Origin of the sequence: Aeromonas sp. 600724 (assembly GCF_049175135.1) — a bacterium.
GTDB classification, from domain to species: domain Bacteria; phylum Pseudomonadota; class Gammaproteobacteria; order Enterobacterales; family Aeromonadaceae; genus Aeromonas; species Aeromonas veronii_A.
The window spans coordinates 200,538-212,763 of record NZ_JAAKUM010000006.1 but is presented as its reverse complement, the minus strand read 5'-3'; the positions used below and the strand labels follow the sequence as shown (position 1 = coordinate 212,763).

At 60.5% G+C, this 12,226-nt stretch carries 8 protein-coding genes; 7 read left to right on the top strand and 1 reads right to left on the bottom strand.

Annotation, left to right across the window (positions count from 1 at the left end):
• Positions 1-248 precede the first annotated feature (248 nt).
• The 7 genes from ebgR to G5168_RS07990 all read left to right on the top strand — a co-directional run bounded on the left by ebgR (position 249) and on the right by G5168_RS07990 (position 9,882).
• Positions 249-1,214, top strand: a complete 966-nt coding sequence (gene ebgR / locus G5168_RS08020) for a transcriptional regulator EbgR (RefSeq protein WP_058056272.1) — start codon at positions 249-251, stop codon at positions 1,212-1,214.
• A gap of 321 nt (positions 1,215-1,535) precedes the next feature.
• The gene (ebgA, locus tag G5168_RS08015) at positions 1,536-4,610 is read left to right on the top strand and encodes a beta-galactosidase subunit alpha (protein ID WP_421172659.1); all 3,075 of its coding nucleotides are present in this window, start codon (positions 1,536-1,538) and stop codon (positions 4,608-4,610) included.
• Positions 4,607-5,062, top strand: coding sequence for a beta-galactosidase subunit beta (locus G5168_RS08010; protein ID WP_149153830.1), 456 nt, complete (start codon positions 4,607-4,609; stop codon positions 5,060-5,062). The genes ebgA and G5168_RS08010 overlap by 4 nt, the downstream gene beginning before the upstream one ends.
• Positions 5,063-5,165: 103 nt before the next feature.
• On the top strand, positions 5,166-6,611 hold the full coding sequence (locus G5168_RS08005) for an amino acid permease (RefSeq protein WP_227341739.1): 1,446 nt from the start codon (positions 5,166-5,168) through the stop codon (positions 6,609-6,611).
• A 76-nt stretch (positions 6,612-6,687) separates the two neighbouring features.
• Complete coding sequence (locus G5168_RS08000; RefSeq protein ID WP_026080427.1) at positions 6,688-7,026, top strand: tRNA-binding protein; 339 nt, start codon at positions 6,688-6,690, stop codon at positions 7,024-7,026.
• 166 nt (positions 7,027-7,192) lie between these two features.
• Complete coding sequence (locus G5168_RS07995; protein ID WP_158113477.1) at positions 7,193-8,638, top strand: amino acid permease; 1,446 nt, start codon at positions 7,193-7,195, stop codon at positions 8,636-8,638.
• Positions 8,639-8,931: 293 nt separating this feature from the next.
• The gene (locus tag G5168_RS07990; RefSeq protein ID WP_129504946.1) at positions 8,932-9,882 is read left to right on the top strand and encodes a bile acid:sodium symporter family protein; all 951 of its coding nucleotides are present in this window, start codon (positions 8,932-8,934) and stop codon (positions 9,880-9,882) included.
• Positions 9,883-9,960: 78 nt separating this feature from the next.
• On the opposite strand, the gene ovoA is transcribed toward G5168_RS07990, so the two are convergent.
• The gene (gene ovoA, locus G5168_RS07985) at positions 9,961-12,111 is read right to left on the bottom strand and encodes a 5-histidylcysteine sulfoxide synthase (RefSeq protein ID WP_421252062.1); all 2,151 of its coding nucleotides are present in this window, start codon (positions 12,109-12,111) and stop codon (positions 9,961-9,963) included.
• Between the last annotated feature and the right edge of the window lie 115 nt (positions 12,112-12,226).

The following is a 12,226-nucleotide window of genomic DNA, read 5'->3' as shown; positions in this document are numbered from 1 at the left end:
TCCCATGCCGAACTCAGAAGTGAAACGCGGTAGCGCCGATGGTAGTGTGGCATTCGCCATGCGAGAGTAGGACACTGTCAGGCACCTATTTAGAAGAGGCCTCCCATCCGGGAGGCCTTTTTGCATTTCTGGGTTCCAAAAATCTGCACCGCCGCCGGCATTTTAGTAAAAGTGCTGGGCTATCAAGGGATTGCCCGTTACTCTTTAGCCGTTACCGATTAACACGTGATGCTGCCAGCGAGGTATTGATGGCTACGTTGAAGGAAATTGCACAGGAAGCGGGGGTTTCTCTCGCGACGGTATCCCGGGTACTGAACGAGGATCCCAGCCTGAGCGTCAAGGAAGAGACCAAGCAGCGGATCTTCGAGATTGCCGAACGGCTGGAGTACAAGACCAGCAGCGCCCGCAAGGGGGTACACAAGAGCAAGCTGCACTTTCTGGTGGTCTATGCCTATCCCCAGAGTACCGAGGTCAACGACCCTTACTATCTCGCCATCCGTTATGGTATCGAGACCCAGAGTGCCCGCCTCAATATCGAACTGACTCATCTCTACAACTGTGGTGAAGGGCGTGAATTGAGCGCCGTGGATGGCATTCTGGTGGTCGGTACCCTCACAGCCGAACGTCTGGCCCAGCTCAGGGCTTGTTCCAGCCAGCTGGTGTTTGTCGACTGCCGTTCACAGGGAGAATTCGACTCGGTCGATGTGGATCTCGCCCTGATCAGCCAGCAAGTGGTGGATTATTTTATCGCTCAGGGACACCAGCGCATCGGTTATATCGGTGGCCAGGATGAGAATCCGGATCTGCGCGAACTGGCCTTCCGGGATTATGGTCAGCGGCTGGGGGTGGTGCAGGAGAGCGATCTCTATCGTGGGGACTTCTCCAGCGCTTCCGGCTACCAGTTGGCGAAGGAGATGCTGGCAGGGGATTGGCCCAAGGCGCTGTTCGTCGCCTCCGACTCCATCGCCATCGGTGTGCTGCGTGCCATTCATGAGAAGGGACTGGCGATTCCCCAGCAGATCGAGCTTATCAGCGTCAACGATATCCCGACCGCCAAGTTCACCTTCCCGCCGCTCTCTACGGTGCGGATCCACTCCGAGTTGATGGGCTCCCAGGGGGTCAATTTGCTGGTTGAGCGGCTGCGAGACGAGCGGGATATTCCCCTTCGGGTGCTGGTACCGAGCAAGTTGACCCTGCGTGGCACCACTCGCTGATTTTAGTAAAACATTCTGCTTTTTAGTCGTGCCATCTTGCGGTGGTGCGACTCCTCTCCCAAGTAAACTTATTTCCCATATCATCCCGTGACGTCATATCGTATTGTTTTATAGTTGATTTTATTGCATTTCAGCCAACGGCTATCAACATCTATGCCACTCATCCATATCTTGCCCTCCTTTATCTCCCGCTTCTGATCTCGCTCACAAAACCATCTGTTCATTGTGATCAGGTTAAAACTTTACCAATCCAAAGCTGATATTTAGTAAATGTTTATCTAAAGTTTACCCAGTTAACGTTGCCTTGTTCCGGGAGGACATGTGAATAACTGGGAAAACGTCCAATTCGTTGGTGAAAACAGGCTGGCCCCGCGTGCCTACTTCTTCTCTTATGCCGACCACGCGCTGGCGGCCACCATGCAGCGCGAGCTGAGCCGCCGTTTTCTGAGTCTTGGCGGCCAGTGGCAGTTCCACTACTTCGACCACCCCCTGCAGGTGCCGGAGGCCTTCTATCACAGCCCCATGAGCGAGTGGGGCCAGCTCACCGTGCCCAACATGTGGCAGATGGAAGGACATGGCCAGCTGCAGTACACCGACGAAGGTTTTCCCTTCCCCATCGATGTGCCCTTCGTGCCGACCAACAACCCCACCGGTGCCTATCAGCGCAGCTTCACGCTGAGCCCGGCCTGGGACGGCGAGCAGGTGATCATCAAGTTTGACGGGGTGGAGACCTACTTCGAGGTCTATGTGAACGGCCACTACGTCGGCTTCAGCAAGGGGAGTCGCCTCACCGCCGAGTTCGATATCAGTGCCTACGCCAAGGTTGGCGAGAACCTGCTGTCAGTGCGGGTGATGCAGTGGGCCGACTCCACCTATATCGAAGATCAGGATATGTGGTGGATGGCGGGGATTTTCCGCGACGTCTATCTGGTGGGCAAACCGGCCGCCCATGTGCAGGATTTCTTCATCCGCACCGCGCTGGCCGATGATAACCAGAGCGCTACCCTGAGCTGCGATATCCAGCTGGAGAATCTGGGTGCACCTGCCCGTGATCACCGTCTGGTTTGGTCGCTGCTGGATCAGGGCAGCGAGATCGCCAGTGGCACACTCGACAATCTCGCCATCGACGGCAAGTGTGATTGCCGCTTCACGCTGGATCTGGCCAACCCGCACCTGTGGAGCGCCGAAGATCCTTACCTCTATCAGCTGCAACTCTCCCTCTACAACGGTCAGGGGGCGCTGCTGGAAGTGATCCCGCAGCGGGTCGGGGTGCGTGAAATCAAGGTCAAGGATGGCCTCTTCTACGTCAACGGCCACTACCTCAAGCTGCACGGGGTGAACCGCCACGACAATGATCACCTCAAGAGCCGCGCAGTCGGTATGGATCGGGTAGAGCGCGATATCGTGCTGATGAAGCAGCACAACCTCAACTCGGTGCGCACCGCCCACTATCCGAACGACCCGCGCTTCTACGAGCTGTGCGACCAGTACGGTCTGTTCGTGATGGCAGAGACCGACGTGGAGACCCACGGCTTCGCCAACGTCGGCGATCTCAGCCGCATCACCGACGATCCCTTCTGGGAGCCGGTGTTCGTGGACAGGATCGAGCGCCACGTGCACGCCCAGAAGAACCACCCCTCCATCATCATCTGGTCCCTGGGCAACGAGTCCGGCTACGGCTGCAACATCAGAGCCATGTACCAGCGCTGCAAGGCAATCGACCCGACCCGGCTGGTGCATTACGAGGAGGATCGCGACGCCGAGGTGGTGGATGTGGTGAGTACCATGTATTCCCGCGTCTCCCAGATGAACTGCTTCGGCGAGTTCCCCATGGCGAAGCCACGCATCCTCTGCGAATACGCCCACGCCATGGGCAACGGCCCGGGTGGCCTCAGCGAATATCAGCAGGTGTTTGACCGCCATCCCCACATTCAGGGTCACTACATCTGGGAGTGGTGCGATCACGGCATTCTGGATCAGGACGAGCAGGGGCGCCCCGTCTACAAGTACGGCGGCGACTACGGCGACTACCCCAACAACTACAACTTCTGCATGGATGGCCTCATCTACCCGGATCAAACCCCGGGGCCGGGCCTGCGCGAATACAAGCAGGTGATCTGCCCGGTCAAGGTGCGGGCGCTGGATCTGGCGAGCGGCAAGCTGGAAGTGGAAAACCGCTACTGGTTCTCCACTCTCGACGATATCCGCCTGCTGGTCGAGGTGAAGGCCGAGGGCGAACTGCTGGCCAGCCAGCAAATCCGGCTGGAAGGGATTGCTCCCGGTGCCACCAATGAGCTGCAACTCGAACTGCCATCCTTCGATGGGCGGGAAACCTTCGTCCAGCTGCGGGTCATCAAGGCCAGTGCCACCCGTTACAGCGCGGCGGAGCACGAGCTGGGCCAGTACCAGTTCCAGCTGAAAGAGTCGACTCGCCAGCTGCGACCCTTTGCCAACCCCAACGCCACTCCGTTGCATATCGCCGACGAGCGCCTCGACCTGACCTTGAGCGGCAGCGGCTTTGACCTGCGCTTCTCGCGCCTCGACGGCAAGCTGGTGAGCTGGCAGCAGGATGGTATCGAGCTGATTGAGCGCTCGCCGCGCCTCACCTTCTTCAAGCCGATGATTGACAACCACAAGCAGGAGTACGAGAGCCTGTGGCACCCGAACCACCTGCAGATCATGCAGGAGCACTTCCGTACCCTGAGCTGGCGTCAGCTGGGTGACGCGGTCGAGGTGACGGTCGAGAGCCTGATCGCGCCGCCGGTGTTCGACTTCGGCATGCGCTGCCGCTACGTCTACACCCTGAGCCCGAACGGCCAGCTGCACGTGGCACTGTCCGGCCAGCCCTACGGCGGTTATGACGACATCATCCCCAAGATCGGCTTCGAGCTGGGCATTCGTCAGGATCTCGACCGGGTGCACTACTACGGCATGGGGCCGGGTGAAAACTATCAGGACAGCCGCCAGAGCAACTGGATCGACAGCTTCCAGAGCACAGTCGGCGAGATGTGGGAGCACTACCCCTTCCCGCAGGACAACGGCAACCGCCAGCAGGTGCGCTGGGCGACCCTGACCAACCGCCACGGCGCCGGTCTCTACGTGCGACCCGATGCCCCCATCAACCTGAGCGTCTGGCCCTACAGCTGGGAGCATATCCACGCGGCGCAGCACATCAACGAGCTGGAGCCCTGCGGTTATCTCACCCTCAATCTGGATCACAAGGTACTGGGGCTCGGCTCCAACTCCTGGGGCTCCGAGGTGCTGGACTCCTGGCGGGTGCGCTTCGAGCCATTCAGCTTCGGCCTGACCCTGCTGCCCATCGCCCGTGGCAACCTCAATCCGGCTGCGCTGGCCGGGCTCGATCTCACCATCAACGGCGGGAGGAACCTCGCATGATCACCCTGGACAACCTGACCCTGTTCAAAAACATCTACCGGGAGGGCAAGAAGTGGGGCCGCTGCGTGGAGGCCATCAACAACCTGCCGAACCTCAAGCCCGGTATCTGCCACTCCATCGGTGACTCCCTAACTTACCGCTTGCAGGAGGGGGCCAGCCCGGCCACCTCACTGTTCGAGGGGCAGCGCCGCTATTTCGACGTCCACTACTACCTGGAAGGGGAAGAGACGGTGGAGTGGGCTGCCAAGCCGGATCTGCGGGTCGAGCAGGCCTATGACGACACCACCGACCGCGAGTGGCTGGCAGGCGAGGTGCGCGAGCGCCAGAAAGTCGGCAACGGTCAGGTGGTGATCTTCGAGAACGACGAGGCTTACCGGTTTGTCGGCGACGGGCCGGTGCGCAAGGTGATCATCAAGGTCACCGTCGAAGGCGGCTACTTCAAGAACAAATAACAAGCCGCCGGTTCTGCACTGATAAAAGCCGGAAGGGCGGGGCACACCCTACAAACCATGCCCCGCCCTTTCGCTGAGATAACTACAGGTCTGGAGATGCCCCATGTCTGATTCCAAACGCAATACGATAGGCAAGTTTGGTCTGCTGTCGCTCACCTTCGCGGCGGTATTCAGCTTCAACAACGTCATCAACAACAACATCGAAATCGGTCTGGCCTCGGCCCCGATGTTCTTTCTGGCCACCATTTTCTACTTCATTCCGTTCTGCCTGATCATTGCGGAATTTGTGTCACTGAATAAGAACTCCGAAGCGGGGGTTTACGCCTGGGTGAAGAGCTCCCTCGGCGGTCGCTGGGCCTTTATCTCCGCCTACACCTACTGGTTCGTGAACCTCTTCTTCTTCACCTCGCTGCTGCCGCGGGTTATTGCCTACGCCTCCTATGCCTTCCTCGGCTACGAGTACATTCTCACCCCGGTGGCGACCACGGCATTGAGCATGGTGCTGTTCGCCTTTGCCACCTACGTCTCCACCAACGGCGCCAAGATGCTCGGCCCCATCACCTCGGTGACCTCGTCCCTGATGCTGCTGCTGACCCTCTCCTACATTCTGCTGGCGGGTGCGGCACTGGTGGGCGGCGTGCAACCGGCTGACCCCATCACGGTAGAGGCCATGATCCCCGATTTCAGCTGGGCGTTTCTGGGCATCACCACCTGGATCTTTATGGCGGCCGGTGGCGCCGAGTCGGTGGCGGTCTACGTCAATGACGTGAAAGGGGGCTCCAAATCCTTCGTGAAGGTGATCATCGTCGCCGGGATCTTTATCGGGGTGCTCTACTCCATCGCATCGCTGTTGATCAACGTCTTCGTCCACAGCGACACCCTGCAATATACCGGCGGCTCGGTGCAGGTGTTCGAGGGGCTGGCAGCCTACTTCGGTTTGCCTGAGATCCTGATGAACCGCTTCGTGGGTCTGGTCTCCTTCACCGCCATGTTTGGCTCCCTGCTGATGTGGACGGCGACCCCGGTGAAGATCTTCTTCTCCGAAATCCCGGCCGGCATCTTCGGCAAGAAGACGGTCGAGCTGAACGAGAATGGCGTGCCCGCCCGTGCAGCCTGGATCCAGTACCTCATCGTGCTGCCGCTGATGGTGATCCCGACCCTGGGCTCCAACACCGCGCAGGATCTGATGAACACCGTCATCAACATGACCGCTGCCGCTTCCATGCTGCCGCCGCTGTTCATCATGCTGGCCTACCTCAATCTGCGTCTGAAGCTCGATCACCTGCCGCGGGATTTCAGGATGGGTTCGCGTACCACCGGCATCGCCGTGGTCTCGGTGCTGATCGCCATCTTCTCGGTGGGCTTCCTCGCCTCCACCTTCCCGACCGGTGCCGACATCATGACCATCATCTTCTACAACGTCGGCGGGATCGTGATCTTCCTCGGCTTCGCCTGGTGGAAATACAACAGATACGAGGCCTCCCTCAGTGCCGAAGCGCGTGCCAAAGAGGCCCAGCCGGCGGCGCAGGTTGCCATGCAGACGCCATAGGCACTGAATTGAATCCCAATCAAATCGGGTGGCAGTTGGCCACCCGCAAACCGTTAAACCATAAAAGGAAAAGAGCATGAGCGAGACGATCGAGTTTGCCGAATTCAAACGGGTCGAGATGAAGGTGGGCAAGGTGCTGGAGGTGGTTCGTCACCCCGGGGCCGACAAACTCTACATCGTCCAGATCGACGTGGGTGGCGAGCGGCCGCTGCAGACCGTCACCAGTTTGGTGCCTTATTACAGCGAAGAGGAGCTGATGGGCAGCGAAGTGGTGGTACTGACCAACCTCAAGCCCACCAGGATGCGCGGTGAGCGTTCCGAGTGCATGTTGCTCTGCGCCGAGACCCCGGACGAGAGCCAAAGCGTGCTGCTGCAGCCGCGGGTGCCGATGGCGCCGGGCACCCCGATCGTCTGAATGGTATTGCGAGCCGGTGCGGGAGACGGCACCGGTTCAGCAACGAGGCCGCCCTCGCGGCCCGATCATAACAAGAGAGTAAAGCGCGGGGCCGACAGACCCTTGCCGAACACATCACAGAGTCACAGCGTTACCCGCAGGGAGCGCAAGTCCACTGGAGGACACCATGTCTGAATCCGTACGCGGCACCATAGGCAAGTTTGCCCTGTTGTCGATGACCTTTGCCGCCGTGTTCAACGTGCGCAACATCGTCAACAACAACATCGAGCTGGGGCTCAGCTCCGCCCCTATCTTCCTGCTGGCGACCATCGTCTACTTCATCCCGTTCGTCTTCATCATCGCCGAGTTCGTCTCGGCCAACAAAAACTCCGAGTCGGGGATGTACGACTGGCTGAAAAAGCCGCTCGGCACCCGGATGGCCTATCTGGGTTCGTTTCTCTACTGGTTCGTGAACCTGTTCTGGTTCGTCTCCCTGCTGCCCAACGTCATTGCCTACGCCTCCTACGCCATGCTGGGCTATGAGTACAGCTTTTCGCCCATGGTCACCTCGATCATCTCCATCGTGCTGTTTGCGGCGGCGACCCATATCTCCACCAAGGGGGCGAGCTGGCTCGGCAAAATTGCCGAAATAGTGGCCTACGGTGTGTTTGCCCTGTTCGCCATCTATGTGCTGGGCGCCCTGATGGCCCTGAGTGGCGATCATGTGCCGGCTCAGCCCATCACCCTGGAGGCGATGACTCCCACCGTCAACTGGGCTACCCTCGGAATCATGTGCTGGATCTTTCAGGCGGCGGGCGGTGCCGAGACGGCGGCCGCCTACCTCAATGACGTGAAGGGCGGCCAGAAGTCCTTTATCAAGGTGATCATCAGTGCGGGTATCGTCATCGGTGCCATGTATGCGGTCGGTTCCCTGCTGGTGAACGTGTTCGTGCCGCGCGAGAGCCTCACCTATGCCGGCGGGATGGTGGAGATCTTCACCGGCATGGCGCAGTACTTCGGGCTCTCCGAGGCGCTGGTGGGCCGCTTCGTCGGCGTGGTGCTGTTTATCGCCATGTTCGGCTCCATGATGATGTGGACCTCGGCGCCGGTGAAGATCCACTTCTCCGAGATCCCTCAGGGGGTTTACGGCGAGAAGACCACCCAGCTCAACAAGCACGGCGTGCCGGTGCGCGCCGCCTGGTGGCAGTTTGTCTTCGTGTTCGCGATGCTGGTGGTCAACGGCTTCGGTTCCGAGTCGGTGCAGCAGATGATGAACACCGCCATCAACCTTACCGCCGGCACCGCCATGTTGCCGCCGATCTTCATCATGGTGGCCTACTTCGTGTTCCGCTGGAAACATGACGATACCCCCCGTGACTTCCGCATGGGCTCACGCACCTTCGGCATGGCGGTGGTCTCGGTGCTGATCGCCATCTTCGTGGTGAGCATGAGCGCCTCCGCCTTCCCGGCCGGGGTGGATCTGGTGCGCGCCTTCTTCATCAACGTCTTTATGACCGCGGTCTTTTCGGCGCTGGCCTACTGGTGGATCTCCCGCTTCGAGAAGCGGCAGGCTCGCAAGCTCGCCGGCAATGAGAAGAAAACCGGCAACGGCCAGCTGGCCAGCCAGCGCTGATCGGCTGAGCGAAAAAACGAGACGGGCGGCCTGGGTCGCCCGTTTTTTTATCCATTTCGCGCCGGTTTGGCGCTATCTGGCCGCGGCTCATCAACTTCCGCTATTCGACAAAGCAAAGGCGTTAAGCATTGATGAACAATTAACCGCTGCACAACGTTGCGCCTCTCCGTTATCGGGGTAAGCTGGAGGTTCGTTTTAGCGGGAGGTGCCAGACATCTCCCGCTCTGTTTCTTGTCCTCCCCAATCCTGACTGTCGCCACGGCAGCAGGATGCCCTTCTGATGGAGACCTTTCGTGCGTCTGGATCCCTTTACTGTTGTGCTGATTGCGGTGGTCACCCTGGCCTCCCTCTTTCCCTGCGAGGGGCAGGTGGCCGTCTGGTTCGGTCTGCTGACCAAGCTGGCGGTGGCGCTCTTGTTCTTCATGCATGGCGCCAAGCTGTCGCGCCAGAACCTGCTGGCGGGGCTGGGCCACTGGCGGCTGCATCTGGTGGTGATGCTCAGCACCTTCGTGCTGTTTCCGCTGCTCGGGCTGCTGCTCACTCCGCTGGTACCGAGCTGGTTGAGCCCGGCTATCTACCTCGGCTTCCTCTATCTCTGCGCTTTGCCAGCCACCGTGCAGTCGGCTATCGCCTTTACCTCGATGGCGGGGGGCAATGTGTCGGCGGCGGTGTGCAGCGCCTCGGCCTCCAGCATCCTCGGCATCTTCCTCTCGCCGGTGCTGGTGGGGATGATGATCCACGTGCAAGGGGAGGGGATCGACACCTGGCACTCCATCCAGTCCATCATGATGCAGCTGATGCTGCCGTTCGTGGTGGGCCACCTGTCGCGCCCGCTCATTGGCCGCTGGGTCGACAGCCATCGGCCGCTCATCGGCAAGCTGGATCAGAGCTCCATCCTGCTGGTGGTCTATGTCGCCTTCAGCGAGGCGGTGGTGCAGGGGATTTGGCATCAAGTAGGCTGGTACGATCTGGCCAGTATCGTGCTGCTGAGCTGTGTCTTGCTGGCGCTGGTGCTCTGCTGGAACGTCTGGATCAGCCGTCGTCTCGGCTTCGACAAGGCGGATGAGATCACCATCGTCTTCTGCGGCTCCAAGAAGAGCCTCGCCAACGGAGTGCCGATGGCCAACGTTATGTTCCCCGCCGCCAGCGTCGGCGTCATGGTGCTGCCGCTGATGATCTTCCACCAGATCCAGCTGATGGTGTGCGCCGTGCTGGCGCGCCGCTATCACGAGCAGGGAGATTGATACTCGCGCCGTTTTGACTGCCATAACAAGAGGGAGGCCATTGGCCTCCCTCTTCTCATCTGCATGCCGATCGGCGGATTAGCGTTTGCGCCAGACGGTCAGCTGCGCCACCGTATGCTGGTATTTGCGGGCGGTCTCGCGGATGACGAAGGGCACATCCCGGGGCGGGCAGTGCTCCTCGAACTCCGCCGCCAGCAGCCGTTGCAGCGCCTGATAGGTGGTGAGCGCCTCGCCGTTTTCACGAATGCCACCGAGCCAGTTGGCGGGTGGGGTATATTCCGCCAGCCAGGTGTAGGGGCTGGTGAGCACCAGCAGGCCACCGCTGCGCAGCCGGGGAGCTATGTCCCGCAGGAAGCGGGCGGGCTCCCGCAGCCGGTCGATCAGGTTGGAGGCGAGCACCAGATCGTAGTGGTCATATTTGGGCTTGAGGTTGCAGGCATCCCCCTGACTGAAGTGGATGCGCTCAGCCTGACTCGCCCCCAGCCCGTGGCTCGACAGGCGCGCCTCACAATACTCCACCAGTTCACCCTCCAGCGGAATGGCGTAGCGGAAGCTGTCCTGATTGGCGAGGGCCAGCGCCACATCGATGAAGCGGGCCGAGTAGTCGACCCCGTCCACATGCTGGAAGTAGCGGGCCAGTTCGAAGCTGGCGCGGCCGGTGGCGCAGCCGATATCCAGCGCCCGCTGGTGGTTGCTGCACAGCTCGCCAGCAAGATCAGCAAGCGTCTTGGCGTAGTTGGCGACCCCGAAGTGGCTCGGGCCGTACTGGAAGTCGAGGTACTGAGCGACCAGCGTGTCGGTTTCATAGGGATTCACGATAACGGGTTCCTGATAACGGGAGACCAGATAGCGGAAACCCGCATGCTGGAAGAAGTGACGCCGGAAGGCGTAACGGGATGATTTGAGCGCTTCGTTACCTGTGCTGATCCAGCTGCCGCCCTTGATCAGGGTGTGCTTGCCATCAAAGGTGGGGGTAGAGAAGTCGTCGTAGAGCGGGTGGATTTTAAAGCCGTCGAAACCATCGATGGCGGTGCTGGTCCACTGCCAGACATTGCCTACCAGATCGAAGAACTCCCCTTGCGGGCAGGCATCCACCGGGCAGGAGGAGGCGAAACGGGCCAGATTGATATTGCCGGGGGCTTTCGTCCAGTCCGGCTGATCGCCGGGTAGCTGCTCTCGCAGCAGCATCCATTCCGCCTCGCTCGGCAGCTGGATTGGCAGACCGGTGCGAGCTGCCTGCCAGCGACAGAAGGCAGCCGCCTCCAGCTGGTTGACCTCCACCGGCCAGTCCCATGGCATGGCGACCTGCTCGGTCATCAGCCGCAGCTGCAATTGCCCGTGCTCGGCGGGATCACCCACCCAGAAGGTGGGCATCTGCGCCTTGGCGTACTGGCGCCAGCCCCATCCCTCCTCATCCCACCACTGTTGCTGGCCGTAGCCGCCCGCCTGGACGAAGGCGAGGTACTCGGCATTGCTCACCAGCATGCGGCTGGCCTGAAACGGGGCCAGCTTGATATGGCGCTCGCCATATTCGTTGTCCCAGCCGTAGGTGGCGTCCCGCTTGCCAAGGCGCACCTTGCCGCCAGCCACCGGCAGCAGGCTGTTGGCGGGCACCTGATCAATGTGGTGGCGGGCTTCAGTGCAGGCGGGCCAATAAGGCTGCGGCCGCACCCAGGCGAGCGGCAACTGGCGGATCAGCACGCTGGAGGTTTCGAGGTGGATGCGCTCGTGCTCTATCCCCATCAGGATCACCCAGGCCGGGCTCTGCCAATCGATGGGCAGGGTGAGCGGCATCTGGCGAATGAAATCGCACACCAGCGAACGGACTTTGGCCCGATAGCTGCGCAGCTCGGCGACCTTGGGCCAGTCATAGTGGGTCTCGTCCAGATCGTCCCAGCTCATCTCGTCCACCCCGATGGCGACCATGGCCTCGATGCGGGCATCCAGCCGCTGATCGATCAGGCGCGCCGCCAGCAGCTTGTTGATAAAGAAGGCGGCGGTGTGGCCGTAGTAGAAGATGAGCGGGTGGCGCAGCGGGATCGCCTTGTTGAACCAGGCCCGCTCATCGGCCAGACAGTCGAACAGCGAGTCGTAGAGATCGAAGGTCTGACAGAAGTAGGCGAGCAGCTCGCGCCGTTTCTGCTCGGGATCGCTGCCGGTCAGCAGCGGGGTGCGAGTCGGCTCCGGCAGACCGGTGGCAGTGGAATAGAGAGGGCTTGCTTGGGTCACGCTCTGACTCCTTGTTGGCAGTGAAGACTGACAAGACAGTGGTAATGACATTACCGCAATGGAGAGCTTGGTACGCACGAAGTACCACTATTGGCTCAACAGACCGGCAGGGCAA